The following is a 20,149-nucleotide window of genomic DNA, read 5'->3' as shown; positions in this document are numbered from 1 at the left end:
TTTGCGGTGTGTTATTGCGTTATTACGCTGTGGGATACTTTTCTGCGGGTTACTTGCGCCCGGAATGGCCGAAGCCACCTTCGCCACGATCGGTGGCTTCAAACTCTTCCACCAGATTAAATTCAGCCTGCACGACCGGTACAAATACCATCTGTGCGATACGTTCGCCCGGTTCAATCGTGAAGCTGTCCTGACCACGGTTCCAGATAGACACCATCAATTGTCCTTGATAGTCGGAATCAATCAGACCGACCAGGTTGCCCAGTACGATGCCGTGCTTATGACCCAGCCCGGAACGTGGCAACATCACTGCCGCCAGAGAGGGATCGGCAATATGGATGGCTAACCCGGTTGGCACCAGCGTGGTTGCACCCGGCGCCAGCTCTACGGCGTCATCAAGACAAGCACGCAGGTCAAGTCCGGCAGAGCCAGAAGTGGCGTACGTTGGGAGCGGAAATTGTTGCCCTACGCGCGGGTCCAGAATCTTAACGTCGATTTTTTTCATCATAACGGGTCACGATCTCGTCGAGTAATAATTGGCCCAGGAGTTCTTTACGCTCAAGCGGTAAGACTTTATCTCCATCCTGCCAAAAAAGGTGTAATGCGTTGCTGTCGCTGTTAAATCCTTGATTTGATAACGAAACGTCGTTCGCACAGATCACATCAAGGTTTTTGCGGATGCGTTTTTGCCGGGCATATTCTTCCACATTATTTGTTTCGGCGGCAAACCCAACGACAAAAGGACGATTAGCATCCAGTGCGGCAACACCGGCGATAATATCCGGGTTTTTGACCATTTTTACTGTTAATTCATCACCCTGCGTCGCCTGTTTTTTGATTTTTTCGGGGGCGACGGTCTCGGCGCGATAATCAGCGACTGCGGCGCAGCCGATAAAGATATGCTGTTGTTGCACCGCAGATTGCACGGCGGCTTCCATCTCCAGTGCGGTCATCACATCAATGCGCTGCACAAATGGCGGTGTGGGTAACGAAACAGGTCCCGACACCAGCGTGACGTTTGCCCCGCGTTTTGCGGCAGCGGCTGCGATCGCAAACCCCATCTTCCCGGAACTGTGATTGGAAATGTAACGCACGGGATCCAGCGGTTCACGCGTCGGGCCCGCCGTAATCATGATGTTGAGATGTTGCAGATCGTTGACAGGCGAGAAATGTTCTGCGGCCATATCGACAATCGTCAACGGATCCAGCATGCGGCCAGGACCGACATCGCCACATGCCTGGCTACCGCTGTCAGGGCCCCAAATGAGCAAACCTCGCGAGGCAAGAATGCCCAGATTGTGCTGGGTCGCGGCAGCACGGTACATCTGCTGGTTCATGGCTGGCAGCACAGCAACAGGAGCAGGCGTTGCCAGACAGATCGTTGAAACCAAATCGTTAGCCATACCTGCGGCGACGCGGGCTATCAGGTCTGCCGTAGCAGGGGCCAGGATAACCAGGTCGGCCCATTTCCCCAGCTCAATGTGGCCCATCGCGGCTTCGGCCGCGGGGTCAAGCAGGCTGTCGGAAACGGGATAACCCGAAACCGCTTGTAAGCTCAGGGGAGTAATAAACGCTTTTGCCGCTTCGGTCATCGCCACGCGGACGTCAGCGCCGCGTTCCCGCAAACGACGCACCAGTTCAGGGGTTTTGTACGCAGCAATGCCGCCACTGACGCCAAGTACGATTTTTTTACCGGCCAGGCTCATCATGATCTTTCCTGTTGGGTTTCACCAGAAGGCGGATATTTTATCACAATCCGCAATGAGTCGTGCTTTTGCCCGCGCTTCAGTTTGCGAGCCGCTACGAAGAAGTGATAACAGAGCGTCGATTCGCGACAGGCGTTATGCCACTATGCGGACGAGAAAGGAGGGGGAGGCATGGAAAATACAGGACGTATGATGCCCCGGGAAAAGCTATTGGCGCAGGGGCCAGGTTCACTTAGCGATGTTGAGCTACTGGCGCTTTTTTTACGCACCGGGATTCTGGGTAAAGATGTGCTGACGCTGGCAAAAGAGTTGATCCAGCATTTTGGTTCGCTGTATGGCCTGTTATCAGCAGACTATATGGCGTTTAGCCACGTTCACGGTATTGGCCTGGCGAAGTATGCGCAGCTTAAAGGGATTGCCGAACTGGCAAGGCGCTACCATAACGTGCGAGTGATGGAAGAGCGCGCGTTACTTAGCCCGGAAATGGCGCGAGAATTTCTGCAAAGTCAGCTCGCGCAAGAGGAGCGCGAGATCTTTCTGGTGATCTTTATGGATTCTCAACATCGCGTGATTAAACACAGCAAACTTTTTTCCGGTACGCTTAGCCATGTTGAGGTGCATCCGCGAGAAATTGTGCGTGAAGCGATAAAATTGAATGCGTCAGCGGTGATCCTTGCGCATAATCACCCTTCGGGTTGTGCAGAGCCGAGTAAAGCAGATAAACTTATCACCGAGCGTGTTGTGAAATGCTGTCAGTTCATGGATATCCGGGTGCTTGATCATCTGGTCATTGGGCGCGGAGAGTACGTTTCTTTTGCGGAACGCGGTTGGATTTAACGCACTTTACGCGATCCATCGGGATCTTTGTCTGTTCGGGACTTGAGCATAACGCCGGGTCAGCGTATACTACGCCACCTTTGAGAATCTCGGGTTTGGCATTTGGGCCTGGCAATCGAGAGTTCACTTAGAACTATGCGATGACCGGGCTGTAAAGCCTGACGAGGCGCCGATACCCCATACGAAGCTCGAGCTAATTTGATTTTTGGAGAATAGACATGTCCCGAGTCTGCCAAGTTACTGGCAAGCGTCCGGTGACCGGTAACAACCGTTCCCACGCACTGAACGCGACTAAACGCCGTTTCCTGCCTAACCTGCACTCTCACCGTTTCTGGGTTGAGAGCGAAAAGCGTTTTGTCACCCTGCGTGTATCTGCTAAAGGTATGCGTGTTATTGATAAGAAAGGCATCGAAACAGTTCTGTCTGAACTGCGTGCCCGTGGCGAAAAGTACTAAGTACTAAGAGGAAATAAATCATGGCTAAAGGTATTCGTGAGAAAATCAAGCTGGTTTCTTCTGCTGGTACTGGTCACTTCTATACCACTACGAAGAACAAACGTACTAAGCCGGAAAAACTGGAACTGAAAAAATTCGATCCAGTTGTCCGTCAGCACGTTCTCTACAAAGAAGCGAAAATCAAATAATTCTCGCTTTGATGTAATAAAAAACCTCGCTTCGGCGGGGTTTTTTGTTTTCTGGTCGTCCCCATATTAATGTGACCTGATACATCGCCGGAGATACTATGCCTGAATTACCTGAAGTCGAAACCAGCCGCCGCGGTATTGAGCCGCATCTGGTTGGGGCAACGATTATGCACGCGACTGTGCGTAACGGTCGTTTGCGTTGGCCGGTATCAGAGGAAATCTATCGTCTGAGTGATAAACCTGTCCTCAGCGTACAGCGGCGCGCTAAATACCTGCTGCTGGAGCTGCCGGATGGTTGGGTAATCATTCATCTGGGGATGTCGGGGAGTTTGCGTATCCTTCCTGAAGAGCTTCCTGCAGAAAAGCATGACCACGTTGACTTAGTGATGAGTAACGGCAAAGTCCTGCGCTATACCGATCCTCGCCGTTTTGGCGCCTGGTTGTGGACGACAGAATTGGATGGACACAATGTTCTCGCTCATCTTGGCCCTGAGCCACTGAGCGACGATTTCAACGCCAGTTATTTGCAGCAGAAATGCGCGAAGAAGAAAACCGCGATTAAACCCTGGCTGATGGATAACAAGCTGGTGGTGGGGGTCGGTAATATCTATGCCAGCGAGTCGCTGTTTGCCGCTGGCATCCATCCTGACCGCCTGGCGTCATCTTTGTCGCAGGATGAGTGCGAACTGCTGGTGCGCGTCATCAAGGCGGTTTTACTGCGTTCGATTGAACAGGGTGGAACGACGCTGAAGGACTTCCTGCAAAGCGACGGTAAGCCGGGCTATTTTGCCCAGGAGTTGCAGGTCTATGGGAGAGAAGGTGAACCCTGTCGCGTATGCGGCGCGCCAATCATTGCGACAAAACACGCCCAGCGCACAACGTTCTACTGCCGTCGCTGTCAGAAATAACATTCGTTGCTGGCCGGGTACACTTTATGTCTTATCCGGCCAGACGCATTACTTTAGTTTACTCATTAACGCCTGATGGACGTTTTCCGGCAGAAAGTGCGTCACATCACCCTGATGGCGGGCGACTTCTTTCACCAGTGACGATGAAATAAATGACCACTCTTTAGACGGCATCAGAAAGACGCTTTCCAGTTGCGGCATCAGGTGGCGGTTCATGTGCGCCAGCTGCATTTCATACTCAAAATCTGCTACCGCGCGCAGGCCTCGGATCAGAATGTTAGCCTGATTATCGCGGGCAAAGTTTGCCATTAAGTCGCTGAATCCCAGAACTTCCACATTGCCGAGATGCGCCGTTGCCTGTTGCGCCAGCTCGACGCGCTCTTCAAGGGTAAACATCGGTTTTTTACTGGGACTTGCGGCAATCGCCAGGATCACGTGATCGAACATGCTGGTTGCACGGGTCACGATATCAAGATGGCCGTTAGTTATGGGATCAAAGGTTCCTGGATAAATCGCCCGTTTTTGCATGATTTGCCTCAATGCGTTTTGGGTGGCAGATAAGGTTCCAGCAGCTGCAGCAGGCGCTGTAGCGCGCCCTGATTTTGATACAGGACTTCAACTGCATGACGGCCATAAAAATTACGATAATCGGCATCGGTCAGTAAAGAAGAGACCTCTTTCACCAGCGTGGTTGCGTCGGTGACGGTGATCAATCCGCTTGCCTGCTCGAGACGAGCACAAATATCTTTAAAATTAAAGGTATGTGGCCCCATCAGTACCGGAATGGCGTGTGCTGCGGCTTCCAGTGGGTTGTGTCCCCCACGTTCAACCAGTGAACCACCGACAAAAGCAAGGTCGGCAATGCCGTACAGCAACATCAGCTCGCCCATGGTGTCGCCGATAACGACCTGAGTATCTGAGGATGGAACTTCGCCAGAAGAACGTGTGGTATAGCTTAGCCCAGCCTGACGTACGAGGTTAATGGCATCCGGGAAGCGTTCCGGATGTCTGGGAACCAGGATCAATAAAAGATTAGGAAACTGATTTAATAACGCTCGATGGGCAGCAATGATAATGCTTTCTTCACCATCGTGCGTGCTGGTTGCAATCCACACCGGGCGATGAGGTGCCCATTGACGACGCAAGGTAATCGCTTTTGCGGCCAGCTGTGGCGTGACGGAAATATCAAACTTCAGGCTGCCGGTGACGGTGACCTGGTTGCTTCTGGCGCCAAGCGTAATAAAACGAGCGCCATCTTCTTCGTTCTGTGCGGCAATCAACGTAATTCGACGCAGTAGCTTACCAACAAATTTGCCTAATTTTGCGTAGCCAGCAGCTGAACGCGCAGAAAGCCGTGCGTTGGCGATGACCAGAGGAATACCGCGCTTATGGAGTGCCGCGATCAGATTTGGCCACAGCTCGGTTTCCATGATTAACACCAGCTTGGGGTCAACTTTATTCAGGAAACGGTTCAGTGCATCCGGTAAATCGTATGGCAAATAAATGTGCTGAACGTCAGTACCAAAAGCGGATTGTACGCGCTCAGAGCCGGTTGGCGTCATGGTGGTTACCGTGATCGGTAAGTCGGGATAGCGATGTCGCAGAGCGCGGACTAATGGAATAGCTGCCAGCGTTTCGCCCACAGAAACTGAGTGAAGCATGATGCCGCCTGGTTTTAGCGGACGGCGGTAAAAACCGTAGCGTTCACCCCAGCGTTTACGGTAGGCCGGAGCCTTACGTCCGCGCACCCAAAGCCGTATCCAGATCAAAGGCTGAATAAGGTAGAAAAGGGCGGTGTAAAGCAATTCGAGCATAATGGTAGCTAACTTATGAATGTGCTGGGGATTCTATGTATTTAACTATGGCTTTACCATCATTTTTATCCAGGTTGCAGCAAAACGATGGAATCGTCGGGCACCGTTTTAGCCTACGGCTATTTTAAAAATGCTTATGATCGTACTGACGTGGCTTAACGTCTTGTGCGGCGTGTGTTTTAAGGTGAAAGCACTAATTTTATATCTTTTTGTTTTTAAAGGTTTATTTGTTTGTTCTGTTCAAAAAATATTCGTTTCGGAATGCGTGATAATAAATGATATACTACTGCGCAATTTCAGGTAGCTAGCCGGCAGAAACATTTCGAAAACATGGGCGGTAAACTTTGGATGTATCAGACCTGCTATGCCTGGCGACGCGATGCGGATATTAATGCATGAATATTGCTTTTTGTTTGTACAAGTATTTTCCCTATGGTGGGTTACAGCGTGATTTTCTGCGAGTAGCGCTCACGGTTGCTGCACGAGGTCATCATGTCCAGGTGTTTACCCAGTCATGGCAGGGCGAACGTCCGGAAGGACTCGAAATTATACTCGTACCCGTCACAGCCAGAACTAATCATGGGAAAAACGAGCAATATTATCAGTGGGTTCAAAATCATTTAAGCCAGCATCCCGTCGATCGTATCGTTGGTTTTAATAAAATGCCTGGGCTGGATGTGTATTACGCTGCCGACGTTTGTTATGCGGAAAAGGTCGCTCGCGAGAAGGGCTTCTTCTATAAGTTGACGCGTCGGTATCGGCACTACTCTGCATTTGAAAAAGCGACGTTTCAACAAGGTTCTGGTACCACGCTTTTGATGTTAACCGATAAGCAAATCGGTGATTTCAAACAGCATTATCATACCGAGAGCCAGCGTTTTCGTATTCTGCCGCCAGGTATCTACCCAGACAGAAAATACAGCCTGCAACCTGAAAACAGCAGGCAGATTGTCAGAGAAAAGAATGGTATTGCTCTTGATCAGTTCCTGCTTCTGCAGGTCGGCTCCGATTTCAAACGCAAAGGTGTGCCAAGAAGCTTACAGGCGTTGGCTTCTTTACCTGAGACTATACGTCACCGTACTCAGTTGATGGTTGTTGGTCAGGATAAGGCCGATCGTTATCGTGCTCAGGCCCGCCAATTGGGAATTGAAGAGCAAGTGCAATTCTTCTCGGGGCGAGATGATGTCGCTGAATTGATGTCCGCTGCCGATTTATTGCTTCACCCGGCAGTTCAGGAAGCCGCTGGTATCGTTTTGCTAGAAGCCGTAGTTGCCGGGCTGCCAGTATTAACCACTGAGGTATGCGGCTACGCAGGTTATATCACTGCCGCCCAATGCGGTGTGGTGATTCCTGAACCTTTTGCGCAGGAAAATTTGAATACAGCACTTTTCGATGCGCTGCAAAATAATGAGCAGAGAAGTCGTTGGGCTGGAAATGCGCGACATTTTGCTGATACAGAGGATCTCTACAGCCTGGCAGATAAAGCTGCAGATATCATTTTAGGTTTCGAAAATGATTGAATTAAAAGAGCCATTTGCCACGCAATGGCAAGGAAAAGACCCGTTCACAGAAGTCACTAAGCTGGATGGCGAGGTTTTTCGCGCTCTGGAAACACGGCGTACCCTGCGTTTTGAGATGATGGGAAAAGGTTACTTTCTTAAATATCATCATGGGACCACGCTTAAAGAAGTGTTGAAGAACCTTATTTCTCTGCGCATGCCTGTGCTTGGCGCGGACCGGGAGTGGCTGGCGATTCACCGTTTGCAAGCATTGAATGTGGATACAATGACGGGTGTTGCTTTTGGACAGAAAGGGCTGAATCCGTTAGAGCGAACCTCATTTATTATCACTGAGGATCTTTCTCCTGCTATCAGTCTTGAAGATTTTTGCGCCGATTGGGGAGTTGAACGGCCCGATTTTGTATTAAAACGGACCATTATTACCCGCGTGGCGGAAATGGTGGGTAAAATGCATCGAGGTGGGGTAAATCATCGGGATTGTTATATTTGCCATTTCCTGCTCCAACAGCCGATGCCAGCAGATGTTGCGGAGATCAAACTCTCTGTGATTGATCTGCATCGTGCGCAAATACGTCAGCGGGTACCACGCCGCTGGCGGGATAAGGATTTGATCGGGCTCTATTTCTCCTCACTGGAGATTGGGCTAACGTCCAGAGATATCTACCGTTTTTTACGTGCCTATTTTTCGATGCCATTACGTGAAATCTTTCGTCAGGAAGTCAGGTTGTTTGAACAGGCTGTCACAAAAGCGCAAAAAATAAGACAAAGAACAATAAGAAAAGCGCTATAAATTACACATGAAGTTTGAGGCTATTTTATTATGAACATCGATTTCCAGAAGTTGATCATTCAAAAACATATCATCGACAGCTCGACGCATGACAAGAGTAAAAAACTAAGCGTTGCGTATGGTGTCGATCGTAATTTTTTGTTTGGATCCGGCATTTCTATGACCTCAGTATTAGTGAATAATCCTGATATTGATATCCATTTTTATATCGCCACTGACTATATCGATGACGACTATCTGGAAAGCATAAAACGCCTAACGCAAATGTACAGTACAACAGTGACTGTCCTTGTTTTCGATAATGCAGGCTTTCGTGAACTGCCGAGCACGAAAGCCTGGACTTATGCAATGTACTATCGTTACTTTGCATTTGAATATTTAAGCACCGAATTAAGCTCGGTACTGTATCTGGATGCCGATGTCATTTGTAAAGGTTCTCTACGGGAACTTACTGAGATTAATTTCTGTGGGGAATATGCAGCTGTCATTAATGATGTTGATGAAGTGCGAATTAAATCCGGTACCAGACTCGGTATCCCTGAACTGAGTCATGGGTATTTTAATTCGGGTGTTGTATTTGCGAATCTCGAAGTATGGCGTGAGCAGCAGTTGTTAACCAAAGCATTTTCTATATTAGACAAACGCCAAAAGGAATTGCTTTATTTCGACCAGGACGTGCTCAATATTTTGTTTGTCGGCAATGTTATTTTCCTGAGAAGAGACTTTAACTGTATCTATGGGGTTGATCAGGAACTCAAAAATAAAAACGATAAGATTTATCAGGATTTCATTACCGACGATACGGTATTAATTCACTATGTGGGCGTCACTAAACCATGGCATTCATGGGCTAAATACCCGGTGGCTAAGTTTTTTATTGAAGCATATCAGAAATCCGCATGGGCAGAAAAGTCTCTGTTAAATGCAAATACAGCCAAGTTGTATAAACGTAAGTCACGACATGAAAGAGTGCAGCGAAAATATATCCGTTCTGTGCTAAGTCATGTTATGTATATAAAAAATAAACTACATAATGCACGGTCGCACTAGTTTGTTGTGCAGATAATTTTCAGATAGCATAAAAAAGGTGTAGTACATGAATTTTGATTGTCATCAGTCTATCAAGGATACCATCGAGATCTTTGGTGCTCCAACAGATCATACCCCTCAGCTGAATATTGCATGGGGGGTTGATCAGAATTTTATGTTCGGAGCGGCAGTTTCGATGTCATCCGTTTTACTACATAATCAAGATATCAGCATTCATTTCCACCTTTTTACTGATTATATTGATTTAGATTATCGGCAACGGCTTGAAAAACTAGCAAAGCAATTTGCTACTAATATAACTGTCTATGTAATGAATGCTGAAGGACTAAAGGTCTTGCCATGCGGAAATGCCTGGTCTCATGCTACTTATTTTAGATTCATTGCATTTGAATATCTTAGCGAAAAAATCGATAGTTTGCTCTATATTGATGCCGATGTGGTATGTAAGGGGTCGTTGATTGATTTAACAAATATCAAATTTGAGCATCATGTAGCTGCAGTTATCCAGGATGTTGATGATAGTCGTTCATATGCAGCTACTCGTCTTAATGTTCCAGAGTTTAATGAGCAGTATTTTAATGCTGGGGTTATTTTTGCTAATTTAAAGGAATGGAAGGAGCAACAATTTTTCTCTAAAGCATTTTCTACTCTGTTAGATAAAACTAAGAAATTTGCGTTTCTTGACCAGGATGTTTTAAATATCCTGTTTTTGGGAAAAACTATTTTCTTACCACGAATTTATGATGCAATATATGGTATTAAACAAGAACTTAAGAGCAAAGATCTTTCAAAGTATAAAGAGTATATAACGCCTGAAACTATTCTGATCCACTATATAGGCGTGACCAAACCATGGAATTCATGGGCTAACTATCCTTCAGCACAGTTTTTTGTTGAAGCGTGGAAGTCTTCTCCATGGGCTGATGTTCCTTTGTTACCAGCCAGAACACCAAAGCAATATAAAAAGAAATCACGGCATGAAAGGCTACAAGGAAAATATTTAGCTTCAGTAATTAGCTATATCGGCTATTTGCGTGCAAAGTTACAAAGTAATTAAAAAAAACTCCCGAAAGGGAGTTTTTTATTTAGCGCAATTTCGTTTTGAGATATTTTAGATACCATTTGATAGAAGCGCAGTAATTTCCCCTTTTGGCTTCCTGACGTGAGTAAACCCGATAATCAGTAGGCCTCATTCGTGGGGCATAAGAGCGCATTTCTGTGGTCTGCCAGGGTGTGAAATGATGGTAGAAAAGATACAGTTGCTGTGAAAGCCCAGTGTGCTCTTTATACCATGGCTTTCGTCCACCGGTGAAATGGATAATACGTGGCAGGATATCTTTTTGATAGAAGAAGCTATCTTTTTGTTGGTCGTTAAACCAGTTAAACAAAAAATTCCATCGATTATCAATAAATTTAACATTGCCATCCATTGCGATATTCAGAGCATCTTGATCAAAGTAAGGTAGACTTTTTCCCTGTTCAAATAGTACAGTGTTTGCTTTGTTTTCGATGTCGAACTTAATCCAATTTGCGATATTAATATACAAAAAACCGGCATTGAAGTAATGACCTGTACTGAGACCCAGGCGTTTAGCATTTTTTGTATCATGGATATCGAGCGAGTCGTGGCTGACTGCGCAAATGACGTTACTGATATCAATACTATTAATATCATTGAGTTTATCAAAACATAGAGTATCGGCATCTAAATAGATAAAGTACTCAACTTTATCTTTTAGTAAGCGCGGAACGGCAAGGCGCATATAGGTCGAACGGTTCAGATGTTTGATTGCAAAGTCATTGTTATACTTTTCAATCTCCTCTTTATCAATATTGATAACCTGAATTTTATCACTGGTTGAGCGCAGTTTATTGATTTCGTCGTCCGAGACGTCATAGACAAAAACGAAAAATGACAGGTCTTGTCCTGGGTTGTTCATTATGACAGACATAATGGACACTGCTACATATTCCAGATAATTAGCATCTGTGCAGTAAGCAATATTAATAACGTTATTTTTGTTGTCCATTTATGCTTTCTCATTACCTTTATCATTGCCACTATCATGAAGTACCCTATCGATAGCGTCAATCACGGCTTGCTCCGGTATCCATGTTAAATATTTTTTTGACCTGTCGAGTTCATCTCTGGAGGGCATTGGATGGTAATCACCAGCCCAAATCAACACGGCGTTATCTGACCATGGTCTCCATTGCTGATAATTGGTCGCGCCAAACAGACAGACCTGAGGTGTTCCTAATGCTGCCGCCATATGCATAGGCGCAGAATCGACCCCGATGTAAAGAACGGCATGGTCGATTAACGCGGCCAACTGCAGGAAGGTTGTTTTGCCTGCCAGTGCCAGGTCAGGGGCAGATTGACACAGTTCAGCAATGCGCTGGACTTGCTGTTGCTCACTTTGTGCTGGCCCACAGGTGAGGTAAACATGCAGACCACGCTGATGCAGATGGTCAATCACATGGGCGAATTTATCATCATCCCAACATTTAAATTCTTGTCTGGCAGTAGGTTGAATAACGACATATTTTTGTGAAGATAATGCCGGAAGTTGGTAAACCAAATGGTGGTAATCATCCTGGCGATAGTGCAGTGACATCTCTTTTTTCAGATCTGCTTCGCTAAACCCGATACCCTTTAAAATGGATAGATTTTGTTCAACTATGTGCGTGCCAGTCATCGGTGTAACACGTGCAAAAAGATTGTTCCATTGTTTCTTATCACGCTCAAATGCAATTGAGGGGCGACGTAAGGAGGCAACAAGAGCGCCAATCGGCCATTGCTCGGTTAGGTTAACGATCAGGTCATAGTGATTTTTTTTCAGCTGTTGACGCACTGAAAGATAATTTTTTACTGTATCTAAAAGGCCTTTCTTTTTCTCAATGAGATAAAAATCATTGATACTTTCATTTGCTGCCAAAATTGATTTTGTATCTTTATAAAGAAGCAGATCGATTTTAGCATGAGGATAACGAGCCTGAATGCTGGCAATAACAGGTGTTGTTAACAGAACATCACCATAAAATTTGAGCTTGCAAATAAGAACACGGTCGACTTTATCAAACATGTTAAAATCCCTTTCGAAAAAATAAACTTTTGCAAGCGGATAGTATCTTATATCTAATTTCAGAAATTGAACGATCAATATGCGGGTATTTCATCTTAAGGATTATTTTATTCTTAACGATTTTTGTATCGCAGCACGCAAGCGCATTCTGAATGTCATTCAACATACTTTCGTTATAACGATAGTAGCCTTTTTTCTTGCGTAAAAGTTTGCGGCCTTCCAGAAAACAATTGATGATCATTAATGTGGCGACGGTACGTTTCTCGTTATTTTCATTCACATAGTTATACATTTTTCGCATAGCAAAGAAGATGCTGTCCGCATCGCTATCAATAATATTTTCGGTAATGCTTTTTTCATTTACCCGATAGTAATATAATTTATTCTCTATCTTTAATATGTTATGACACTTAAAGTATTGGAAGGGACAAAAAATCATGTCTTCATATCGACGATGTTCTTCGAATCGATCGTTGCCAATAATGTCGCGGTGAAAAATTTTTGTCATGAGATGCCATTGCCCGGCACGAAAAGTTGGCAACAGGGGAGCATAGTTATCATCAGCCAAAATAATTTCGTGTTGAGCCAGGGTATTCTTTGCGCCAGGTTTATTCTGATACAGATTGTTTATATTTCGAGTTAAATTGAATTCCACAATATCATATTTTCCCTCCCTAAGTTTAGGGAGAAGGATAGTGAAATAATCAGCACAGACAATGTCATCGCTGTCGACAAAACCAATATACTTTCCCGTTGCCTGGGTCAATCCGACGTTGCGGGTGATTGCAACACCTTGATTTTTCTGGCTTATATATTTTACATTGTTGCAGTTATGCTCATGATAAAATGCCTTGATGCGCTCTTCCGTTAAATCTGTTGAACCATCATTAACAATTATTATCTCCACCTCGTCAGTGATGCTCTGATGGACCGATGTCAACGTAGCTGTGATGAGTTCAGCATTGTTATAAGTAGGTATAATTATGCTCAGCAAATAACCTGAAGCGTTAATCATGGCATTGTTCTCTCGTTGAATTTCGAGCTCAGCATTGCTGCTACACATAACGCCAGCACACTGCTCAAGGCTTCACCTTTGGCATACAATAATAAATCACTCAAGCCATAGATAGCGATAGCGCCTGAGATGACGAACAACAGAGGACTGCGTTGCCAGTAAGCTGTTAAAAACATGGCAGTATAGAGCAAGAGTAGCACAATCACACCAGGGATGCCCTTCAGCGAAAAGGTATCAACGATTTCGTTATGCAGATGGACGTCAAGGAACTTAATTGCCCCTTGCAGCGAGTTATCTTCTACAGCAAGTCGCTGAATTTCTGCACTACGTTGTTCAAGTGACTGCCCTCCGAGATGTACTTTCCCTGCCTCAATACCTGCTCGTTGCATCGCAAGTCGCGCACCAATAGAGGTATTGCTATTGTTCTGGCTGTAAGAGTGCACATCCAGCATAAAATTCTGGTAGCGATGTTCAAGTACTGGCTTTAAAGGGATGGCCGCCAGACCTACCAGTATCATGAAGCCCAATAATGCTTTAAACAACATGGCACGGTTGTGGCGATGGTGTATGAGAAACAGGCCGATGCTCAGGATCGGGTATACCAAAATCGCCGCCCGAGTTTGCGTGGTAATGATAACCGCCAGCGAGATCAAAAAATGTAACAGATACAGTGAAACGGTATGTTTCATACGCAGGTTGATAATGGCCTGAGACGCCAATAAGCCGATCAGTGTCAGCGCATACGCTGTGCCGGTTTGGTGTTCAAAACCAAGTGCTACGCGGTAGTTTAAAGGTTCGGCTGCTCCGGCAAGTTGATATCCCGCAAAAAGGTACAAACCGATTGCTGTAACAATCACCCAGATACTGGTGATGCGGGCTTTATTGGCACACGGCGCTCGCGATGTTAGCGCGGCCATCACCAGTGCGGCAAATAGCATCACTTTGCCACCGTTCTGGTATGAGCGGTAGGCTCCGGTAAAAGCTGAGCCTGGTTGTTTAAATATTTCTACCCAAATAATCTGCAGCAAACCGAAGAGTAGCAACATAAAAGGCAAAACCAGATTCTTTTTGTTACTGCATACATGCTTTAAGTTTTTACCTATAAGAGGCAGAGACAGAACAGTGGAGAAAATAAATATCTTCAGTGCTTCATCCGGATTGACCAGTACCATCCCTAAAGTAGCAAGTATCCCGACATAAAATAAGAAGTATATAAAATCGAATGGATTGTTTTTTATACTATATATAAAGCGAGAAAGCATGTGTTGGTGAAGCATGGTTCATCTCTTAAAGTTAAAGCAAATTATTATCAACCAGCGATGCGTTGACTAAACTAGCATCCAGATCCTGCAATTTTCCGGAATGGCTCTGTTGTGTATATTGGTTTTTCCCATATCCCCCAATCAATCCCGGATCCGTTGGGCCATACAGCGTTATATTGGGGCGATCCAATGCGGCGGTTAAATGGCTCAGGCCTGTATCAACCGACACGACAAATTTAGCCCCCGCCAGAACGCGGGCGACCTCCTCCAGACTCATCCGTGGCAGGACATCAACATAAGTAAACCCTTCCGCCAGTCGCTTGGCACGCGCTTCTTCATGCGCGGCTCCCCAGGGCAGTTTAATGCGTATGCCTGTATTGTTTAACAGGCCAATCAGCTCCCGCCAGTTGGCTTCCGGCCAGTGCTTATCATCACGGGTCGTGGCATGAAGAAACACCGCATACTGCGCTGTATCAGCATTTACTTCCGTCAAAAAATGCTGAGCGATAGCGTAATCACCCTGCGATTGCGGTTTGGTATATCCCAGACTTTTTGCGAACAATTCACGCGTACGTTCTACGGCGTGCTGTTGTCTGGCAATATGGTGCTTGCGATTATAAAACAGGCTCGCCAGCGGTTCACGGGCGGTGCTCCAGTCCATACCATGCTTGACCCCGTGTGCCAGACGGGTAACCAGTGCTGCGCTTTTTACCAGCCCCTGGGCATCAATTATCGCGTCATACTGCTGTAAACGGACGGCATCACGAAACGCTTTACGCTCGGCTTTAATCGGCGCGGAAAACCACGCTTTACGCCAGCGGCGGATCGCCACCGGTATCACGCGGTCAACGGCCGAATGCCAGGAGGGGATCTGAGCGAACCCTTCTTCCACCACCCAGTCAAAGTGAATATCCGGTATGGCCTGCTGCGCATCGGTTAATGCGGGCAACGTATGCAGCACATCGCCCATAGACGATGTTTTAACGATCAGAACCCGCATCCGTCAGGCTTCCTCTTGTAACAACAGGTCATTCAGTTCTTCCAGTACGCGCTGAGGAGTGATGTCGATCAGGCTCTGGTGATAACCTTCTGCTGCATCGCCCTTACGCACCTTGTGGTAGCCCGTAATCAGGCGGATGACTCGCGCTTTGTGCGACAACGGCGGGGTAAAGTCCGGACTACTTGGACCATACAATGCTACCAGAGGTCGATTCAACGCGGCGGCAACGTGCATTAATCCAGAATCATTGGTAACAACCGCTTTGCAGGCGGCGAGCAGAATGACCGCTTGCTCCAGCTGCGTTTCGCCCGCCAGATTACGGCACCAGGCCTGCTGTTCAACACTCAGCGTAGCGAGGATCTCATTTCCTGCTTCGTGGTCTTTTGCCGAGCCAAACAGCACAATCTGATGACCTTCATCGATCAATTGTTTCGCCAGTTCCGCATAGTGATAATGTGGCCAGCGTTTCGCCGGACCAAATTCCGCACCTGGGCAAAAACCGATGATCGGACGTTCGGCAGAAAGAGAAAACTGACTACAGGTCAGTGATTTTTCACCTTCGCTGACCTGCAACTGCGGCCATAGCAGAGGCTGCGGCAAATCTTTGGCCGTCAGCATCACGCCTTTATCATAGGCCAGAGCCACATAGCGCTCGACCATCAACGGCCATGCTTCTTTATCCAACACGCGCGCATCGTTTAGCAGGCCGTAGCGCATCTCGCCACGCCAGCCGGTACGATGGGGAATGCCAGCAAAAAATGGCACCAGAGCGGATTTAAACGAATTAGGCAGCACCCAGGCGCGATCATAGCGTTTCTCACGCAGGCTATGACCAAGCTTACGGCGCTCGCCGATCTCCAGCGCGCCATGTCCCAGCGGCATGGCGATGGCTTCGTTGACTTCAGGCATACGCGACAGCAGCGGACGGCACCACGCCGGTGCCATCACGTCGATTATCGCCTGGGGATAGCGCGCCTTGAGCGTGCGATAGAGACTTTGCGACATCATCATGTCGCCCACCCATGACGGGCCGATCACCAGTATTTTCATGCTAACTTCTTACGCGTCGCGGTTCAGCCAGGCCATATATTCCGTTACGCCTTCGGCAACGGTCTTAAACGGCTTGTCATAGCCCGCTGCGCGCAGGTTAGTCAGATCTGCCTGGGTAAATGCCTGGTAGCGGCCTTTCAGTTTTTCCGGGAATGGAATGTACTCAATGCTGCCTTTTTTATGGTACGCCAGCGTTGCATCGGCAACGGCCTGGAAAGATTCCGCGCGCCCGGTACCGAGGTTAAAGATGCCGGAAACCCCGTTTTCGAGGAACCACAGATTTACCGCCGCCACATCGCCAACATAAACGAAATCACGTTTGAAGTTTTCACTGCCTTCGAACAGTTTTGGTGTTTCGCCATTGTTAAGCTGGGTGTTGAGGTGGAAAGCGACGCTTGCCATGCTGCCTTTGTGGCCTTCACGCGGTCCGTAGACGTTGAAATAGCGGAAGCCAACAATCTGAGAGTTGGCTTCTGGCAGGATCTGGCGCACGTATTCGTCGAACAGGAATTTTGAGTAGCCATAGACATTCAGTGGTTTCTCATATTCACGGGATTCGATGAAATCAGATGTACGACCGCCGTAAGTCGCGGCGGAAGAGGCGTACAGGAACGGAATTTCACGCTCCAGGCAGTAGTGCAGCAGCTCTTTGGAGTATTGATAATTGTTATCCATCATATACTTGCCATCCCACTCGGTGGTGGAGGAGCATGCGCCTTCGTGGAAAATCGCTTCGATATCGCCGAAATCTTCGCCAGCCATAATCTGGATCAGGAAGTCTTCCTTATCCATGTAGTCAGCAATATTCAGGTCCACCAGGTTAACAAATTTAGTGCCGTCTTTCAGGTTGTCCACCACCAGAATATCGGTGATGCCTTTATCATTCAGGGACTTAACGATGTTGCTGCCGATAAAGCCCGCGCCGCCGGTAACGATGATCATAAATGTAACCTTCGAATTATGGAGTCAGAGACAATCTCAGACACGAATACTTCTATCATATCACTACATGGTCCAGGCTTCAGCCATTCACCGATAAGCTGTGCGGGTACGCGTGATTTATGCTTCATTTTGAAGAAGTGATGATGCGTCATCTCGTATCAATGTATAGCTTTGGGTAATATGTGCTGAAATTTGCCCAGTCTGGAGAATTGAAATGCGTGGGGATTTTTACAAACAGTTAACCAACGATCTCGAAACCGCACGTGCGGAAGGATTGTTTAAAGAAGAGCGCATTATTACATCTGCCCAGCAGGCGGATATCACCGTGGCAGACGGAAGCCACGTCATTAACTTTTGTGCGAACAATTATTTGGGGCTGGCTAACCACCCGGAACTGATTGCAGCGGCAAAAGCGGGTATGGATTCTCACGGGTTTGGTATGGCTTCGGTACGCTTTATTTGCGGGACCCAGGACAGCCATAAGCAACTGGAGCAAAAACTGGCGGATTTCCTCGGTATGGAAGATGCCATCCTTTACTCTTCCTGCTTTGACGCCAACGGCGGCCTGTTTGAAACGCTGTTGGGCGCAGAAGACGCGATCATCTCCGATGCCCTGAACCATGCTTCAATCATTGACGGCGTTCGTCTGTGTAAAGCAAAGCGTTTCCGTTACGCCAACAACGACATGGTCGAGCTGGAAGCGCGTCTGAAAGAAGCGCGTGAAGCGGGGGCCCGTCATGTCCTGATCGCCACCGATGGCGTGTTCTCTATGGATGGCGTGATCGCGAACCTGAAAGGCGTCTGCGATCTGGCGGATAAGTACGATGCGCTGGTGATGGTCGATGATTCCCATGCGGTTGGCTTCGTCGGCGAAAATGGCCGTGGTTCGCATGAATACTGTGATGTGATGGGCCGTGTCGACATCATCACCGGCACGCTGGGCAAAGCGCTTGGCGGCGCATCCGGCGGCTATACCGCAGCCCGTAAGGAAGTGGTGGAGTGGCTGCGCCAGCGTTCACGTCCGTATCTGTTCTCCAACTCACTGGCTCCGGCGATTGTGGCTGCTTCCATTAAAGTGCTGGAAATGGTCGAGGAAGGTAGCGAACTGCGCGATCGCCTGTGGGCGAACGCGCGGCAGTTCCGCGAGCAAATGTCTGCCGCAGGCTTTACGTTAGCCGGTGCGGACCACGCGATTATCCCGGTTATGCTGGGTGATGCGGTGGTGGCGCAAGAGTTTGCCCGTGAACTGCAAAAAGAGGGGATTTACGTTACTGGATTCTTCTATCCAGTGGTTCCAAAAGGCCAGGCGCGTATCCGTACTCAGATGTCTGCAGCGCATACCCCTGAGCAGATTACGCGTGCTGTTGAGGCGTTCACACGCATTGGTAAACAACTGGGCGTTATTGCCTGAGGATGTGAAATGAAAGCGTTATCCAAACTGAAAGCGGAAGAGGGCATTTGGATGACCGACGTTCCTGAACCGGAAGTCGGCCATAACGATTTGCTGATTAAAATCCGTAAAACAGCCATCTGCGGGACTGACGTTCACATTTATAACTGGGATGACTGGTCGCAAAAAACCATCCCGGTGCCGATGGTCGTGGGGCATGAATATGTCGGCGAAGTTGTTGGCATCGGTCAGGAAGTCAAAGGCTTTAAAATCGGCGATCGCGTTTCTGGCGAAGGCCATATCACCTGTGGCCATTGCCGTAACTGCCGTGGTGGGCGTACTCACCTGTGCCGCAATACGACCGGTGTCGGTGTAAACCGTCCTGGTTGTTTTGCACAATACCTGGTGATCCCTGCATTTAACGCGTTTAAAATTCCGGACAATATCTCCGACGATCTGGCGTCTATCTTCGATCCATTCGGTAATGCGGTGCACACGGCGCTGTCGTTCGATCTGGTGGGTGAAGATGTGCTGGTATCCGGCGCGGGTCCAATCGGTATTATGGCGGCGGCGGTCGCGAAGCACGTTGGCGCACGCCACGTGGTGATCACCGACGTGAATGAGTATCGTCTTGAGCTGGCACGCAAAATGGGCATCACCCGCGCGGTCAACGTATCGAAAGAAAATCTGACCGACGTGATGGCTGAGCTGGGCATGACCGAAGGGTTTGATGTAGGCCTGGAGATGTCCGGTGCGCCGCCAGCGTTTCGCACTATGCTGGACACCATGAACCACGGTGGGCGTATTGCTATGCTGGGGATCCCTCCGTCAGATATGTCTATCGACTGGACAAAGGTTATCTTTAAGGGGCTGTTTATTAAAGGTATCTACGGTCGCGAGATGTTTGAAACCTGGTACAAAATGGCTGCACTGATTCAGTCTGGTCTGGATTTGTCGCCAATCATCACCCATCGATTCTCGATCGATGAATTCCAGCAAGGCTTTGACGCGATGCGTTCAGGCCAGTCAGGGAAAGTGATCCTGAGCTGGGATTAACCGTATCCACGTAGTGGATTCTGTATGTAATCCCCGGATGTTGACTATCGTTAACTCTCCGGGGATTTTTTTGTTTGCTG

General features: G+C 47.7%; 21 protein-coding genes. 10 read left to right on the top strand and 11 right to left on the bottom strand.

Annotated features, from left to right (window positions below; translation table 11 throughout):
• Positions 1 to 49 precede the first annotated feature (49 nt).
• Positions 50 to 508, bottom strand: a complete 459-nt coding sequence (gene dut, locus FDX11_RS02370) for a dUTP diphosphatase (protein ID WP_006687626.1) — start codon at positions 506 to 508, stop codon at positions 50 to 52.
• The gene (gene coaBC / locus FDX11_RS02365) at positions 486 to 1,706 is read right to left on the bottom strand and encodes a bifunctional phosphopantothenoylcysteine decarboxylase/phosphopantothenate--cysteine ligase CoaBC (protein WP_094300993.1); all 1,221 of its coding nucleotides are present in this window, start codon (positions 1,704 to 1,706) and stop codon (positions 486 to 488) included. Before coaBC ends, dut begins: the two co-directional genes overlap by 23 nt.
• Before the next feature lie 171 nt (positions 1,707 to 1,877).
• Between coaBC and radC the strand changes: the two genes are divergently transcribed.
• The 4 genes from radC to mutM all read left to right on the top strand — a co-directional run bounded on the left by radC (position 1,878) and on the right by mutM (position 4,094).
• The gene (radC, locus tag FDX11_RS02360) at positions 1,878 to 2,543 is read left to right on the top strand and encodes a DNA repair protein RadC (RefSeq protein WP_079225809.1); all 666 of its coding nucleotides are present in this window, start codon (positions 1,878 to 1,880) and stop codon (positions 2,541 to 2,543) included.
• A 218-nt stretch (positions 2,544 to 2,761) separates the two neighbouring features.
• The gene (gene rpmB / locus FDX11_RS02355; RefSeq protein ID WP_003024071.1) at positions 2,762 to 2,998 is read left to right on the top strand and encodes a 50S ribosomal protein L28; all 237 of its coding nucleotides are present in this window, start codon (positions 2,762 to 2,764) and stop codon (positions 2,996 to 2,998) included.
• Between the two features lie 20 nt (positions 2,999 to 3,018).
• The gene (gene rpmG, locus FDX11_RS02350) at positions 3,019 to 3,186 is read left to right on the top strand and encodes a 50S ribosomal protein L33 (protein WP_003024094.1); all 168 of its coding nucleotides are present in this window, start codon (positions 3,019 to 3,021) and stop codon (positions 3,184 to 3,186) included.
• Positions 3,187 to 3,284: 98 nt separating this feature from the next.
• The gene (mutM, locus tag FDX11_RS02345) at positions 3,285 to 4,094 is read left to right on the top strand and encodes a bifunctional DNA-formamidopyrimidine glycosylase/DNA-(apurinic or apyrimidinic site) lyase (RefSeq protein WP_061380900.1); all 810 of its coding nucleotides are present in this window, start codon (positions 3,285 to 3,287) and stop codon (positions 4,092 to 4,094) included.
• 48 nt (positions 4,095 to 4,142) lie between these two features.
• Here the strand turns inward: mutM and coaD are convergent, their stop codons facing one another.
• On the bottom strand, positions 4,143 to 4,622 hold the full coding sequence (coaD, locus tag FDX11_RS02340) for a pantetheine-phosphate adenylyltransferase (RefSeq protein ID WP_003024099.1): 480 nt from the start codon (positions 4,620 to 4,622) through the stop codon (positions 4,143 to 4,145).
• 8 nt (positions 4,623 to 4,630) lie between these two features.
• Positions 4,631 to 5,908 (bottom strand): lipid IV(A) 3-deoxy-D-manno-octulosonic acid transferase, encoded by a 1,278-nt coding sequence (waaA, locus tag FDX11_RS02335; protein ID WP_061380901.1) that lies wholly within the window; start codon positions 5,906 to 5,908, stop codon positions 4,631 to 4,633.
• A gap of 395 nt (positions 5,909 to 6,303) precedes the next feature.
• Between waaA and FDX11_RS02330 the strand changes: the two genes are divergently transcribed.
• The 4 genes from FDX11_RS02330 to FDX11_RS02315 are packed head-to-tail and all read left to right on the top strand — an operon-like array spanning position 6,304 to position 10,325.
• Positions 6,304 to 7,428: a glycosyltransferase family 4 protein gene (locus FDX11_RS02330; protein ID WP_137397419.1), complete on the top strand. Its 1,125-nt coding sequence runs from the start codon at positions 6,304 to 6,306 to the stop codon at positions 7,426 to 7,428.
• The gene (gene rfaP, locus FDX11_RS02325) at positions 7,421 to 8,218 is read left to right on the top strand and encodes a lipopolysaccharide core heptose(I) kinase RfaP (protein ID WP_137397418.1); all 798 of its coding nucleotides are present in this window, start codon (positions 7,421 to 7,423) and stop codon (positions 8,216 to 8,218) included. The genes FDX11_RS02330 and rfaP overlap by 8 nt, the downstream gene beginning before the upstream one ends.
• A 30-nt stretch (positions 8,219 to 8,248) precedes the next feature.
• The gene (locus tag FDX11_RS02320) at positions 8,249 to 9,268 is read left to right on the top strand and encodes a glycosyltransferase (RefSeq protein ID WP_137397417.1); all 1,020 of its coding nucleotides are present in this window, start codon (positions 8,249 to 8,251) and stop codon (positions 9,266 to 9,268) included.
• 46 nt (positions 9,269 to 9,314) lie between these two features.
• Entirely contained in the window at positions 9,315 to 10,325 is a 1,011-nt protein-coding gene (locus FDX11_RS02315) for a glycosyltransferase (protein ID WP_137397416.1), read from the top strand.
• A gap of 28 nt (positions 10,326 to 10,353) precedes the next feature.
• Here FDX11_RS02315 and FDX11_RS02310 read toward each other — a convergent pair whose 3' ends face one another.
• The 7 genes from FDX11_RS02310 to rfaD are packed head-to-tail and all read right to left on the bottom strand — an operon-like array spanning position 10,354 to position 17,623.
• A complete protein-coding gene (locus tag FDX11_RS02310) occupies positions 10,354 to 11,298 on the bottom strand; it encodes a glycosyltransferase family 8 protein (protein WP_042311579.1) in 945 nt (314 codons plus the stop codon).
• A complete protein-coding gene (gene rfaQ, locus FDX11_RS02305; protein ID WP_137397415.1) occupies positions 11,299 to 12,354 on the bottom strand; it encodes a lipopolysaccharide core heptosyltransferase RfaQ in 1,056 nt (351 codons plus the stop codon).
• Between the two features lies 1 nt (position 12,355).
• Entirely contained in the window at positions 12,356 to 13,369 is a 1,014-nt protein-coding gene (locus FDX11_RS02300; protein WP_042311583.1) for a glycosyltransferase family 2 protein, read from the bottom strand.
• A complete protein-coding gene (locus FDX11_RS02295; RefSeq protein WP_137397414.1) occupies positions 13,366 to 14,646 on the bottom strand; it encodes an O-antigen ligase in 1,281 nt (426 codons plus the stop codon). The genes FDX11_RS02300 and FDX11_RS02295 overlap by 4 nt, the downstream gene beginning before the upstream one ends.
• A 16-nt stretch (positions 14,647 to 14,662) precedes the next feature.
• A complete protein-coding gene (rfaC, locus tag FDX11_RS02290) occupies positions 14,663 to 15,631 on the bottom strand; it encodes a lipopolysaccharide heptosyltransferase RfaC (RefSeq protein WP_137397413.1) in 969 nt (322 codons plus the stop codon).
• Between the two features lie 3 nt (positions 15,632 to 15,634).
• On the bottom strand, positions 15,635 to 16,681 hold the full coding sequence (rfaF, locus tag FDX11_RS02285; protein WP_137397412.1) for an ADP-heptose--LPS heptosyltransferase RfaF: 1,047 nt from the start codon (positions 16,679 to 16,681) through the stop codon (positions 15,635 to 15,637).
• A 9-nt stretch (positions 16,682 to 16,690) separates the two neighbouring features.
• On the bottom strand, positions 16,691 to 17,623 hold the full coding sequence (rfaD, locus tag FDX11_RS02280) for an ADP-glyceromanno-heptose 6-epimerase (protein ID WP_003827312.1): 933 nt from the start codon (positions 17,621 to 17,623) through the stop codon (positions 16,691 to 16,693).
• A 214-nt stretch (positions 17,624 to 17,837) separates the two neighbouring features.
• On the opposite strand from rfaD, the gene kbl reads away from it, so the two are divergent.
• Positions 17,838 to 19,034 (top strand): glycine C-acetyltransferase, encoded by a 1,197-nt coding sequence (gene kbl / locus FDX11_RS02275; protein ID WP_042311589.1) that lies wholly within the window; start codon positions 17,838 to 17,840, stop codon positions 19,032 to 19,034.
• Between the two features lie 9 nt (positions 19,035 to 19,043).
• Positions 19,044 to 20,069: an L-threonine 3-dehydrogenase gene (gene tdh / locus FDX11_RS02270; protein WP_137349133.1), complete on the top strand. Its 1,026-nt coding sequence runs from the start codon at positions 19,044 to 19,046 to the stop codon at positions 20,067 to 20,069.
• Positions 20,070 to 20,149: the final 80 nt, after the last annotated feature.

The sequence above is a fragment of the Citrobacter sp. wls714 genome, assembly GCF_005281025.1.
GTDB classification, from domain to species: domain Bacteria; phylum Pseudomonadota; class Gammaproteobacteria; order Enterobacterales; family Enterobacteriaceae; genus Citrobacter; species Citrobacter werkmanii.
Note: the sequence above shows the minus strand (reverse complement) of the source record. Positions and strands in the feature narration are given on the sequence as shown.

Excerpts from the sequence above, each read along its gene's own strand:
- rfaC (WP_137397413.1), bottom strand. The coding sequence starts at position 15,631 with ATGCGGGTTCTGATCGTTAAAACATCGTCTATGGGCGATGTGCTGCAT.
- rfaD (WP_003827312.1), bottom strand. The coding sequence starts at position 17,623 with ATGATCATCGTTACCGGCGGCGCGGGCTTTATCGGCAGCAACATCGTT.
- FDX11_RS02295 (WP_137397414.1), bottom strand. The coding sequence starts at position 14,646 with ATGCTTCACCAACACATGCTTTCTCGCTTTATATATAGTATAAAAAAC.
- radC (WP_079225809.1), top strand. The coding sequence starts at position 1,878 with ATGGAAAATACAGGACGTATGATGCCCCGGGAAAAGCTATTGGCGCAG.
- rfaQ (WP_137397415.1), bottom strand. The coding sequence starts at position 12,354 with ATGTTTGATAAAGTCGACCGTGTTCTTATTTGCAAGCTCAAATTTTAT.
- FDX11_RS02300 (WP_042311583.1), bottom strand. The coding sequence starts at position 13,369 with ATGATTAACGCTTCAGGTTATTTGCTGAGCATAATTATACCTACTTAT.
- kbl (WP_042311589.1), top strand. The coding sequence starts at position 17,838 with ATGCGTGGGGATTTTTACAAACAGTTAACCAACGATCTCGAAACCGCA.
- FDX11_RS02330 (WP_137397419.1), top strand. The coding sequence starts at position 6,304 with ATGAATATTGCTTTTTGTTTGTACAAGTATTTTCCCTATGGTGGGTTA.
- tdh (WP_137349133.1), top strand. The coding sequence starts at position 19,044 with ATGAAAGCGTTATCCAAACTGAAAGCGGAAGAGGGCATTTGGATGACC.
- rpmG (WP_003024094.1), top strand. The coding sequence starts at position 3,019 with ATGGCTAAAGGTATTCGTGAGAAAATCAAGCTGGTTTCTTCTGCTGGT.
- rpmB (WP_003024071.1), top strand. The coding sequence starts at position 2,762 with ATGTCCCGAGTCTGCCAAGTTACTGGCAAGCGTCCGGTGACCGGTAAC.
- FDX11_RS02310 (WP_042311579.1), bottom strand. The coding sequence starts at position 11,298 with ATGGACAACAAAAATAACGTTATTAATATTGCTTACTGCACAGATGCT.
- waaA (WP_061380901.1), bottom strand. The coding sequence starts at position 5,908 with ATGCTCGAATTGCTTTACACCGCCCTTTTCTACCTTATTCAGCCTTTG.
- rfaF (WP_137397412.1), bottom strand. The coding sequence starts at position 16,681 with ATGAAAATACTGGTGATCGGCCCGTCATGGGTGGGCGACATGATGATG.
- dut (WP_006687626.1), bottom strand. The coding sequence starts at position 508 with ATGATGAAAAAAATCGACGTTAAGATTCTGGACCCGCGCGTAGGGCAA.
- coaBC (WP_094300993.1), bottom strand. The coding sequence starts at position 1,706 with ATGAGCCTGGCCGGTAAAAAAATCGTACTTGGCGTCAGTGGCGGCATT.
- coaD (WP_003024099.1), bottom strand. The coding sequence starts at position 4,622 with ATGCAAAAACGGGCGATTTATCCAGGAACCTTTGATCCCATAACTAAC.
- mutM (WP_061380900.1), top strand. The coding sequence starts at position 3,285 with ATGCCTGAATTACCTGAAGTCGAAACCAGCCGCCGCGGTATTGAGCCG.
- FDX11_RS02320 (WP_137397417.1), top strand. The coding sequence starts at position 8,249 with ATGAACATCGATTTCCAGAAGTTGATCATTCAAAAACATATCATCGAC.
- FDX11_RS02315 (WP_137397416.1), top strand. The coding sequence starts at position 9,315 with ATGAATTTTGATTGTCATCAGTCTATCAAGGATACCATCGAGATCTTT.
- rfaP (WP_137397418.1), top strand. The coding sequence starts at position 7,421 with ATGATTGAATTAAAAGAGCCATTTGCCACGCAATGGCAAGGAAAAGAC.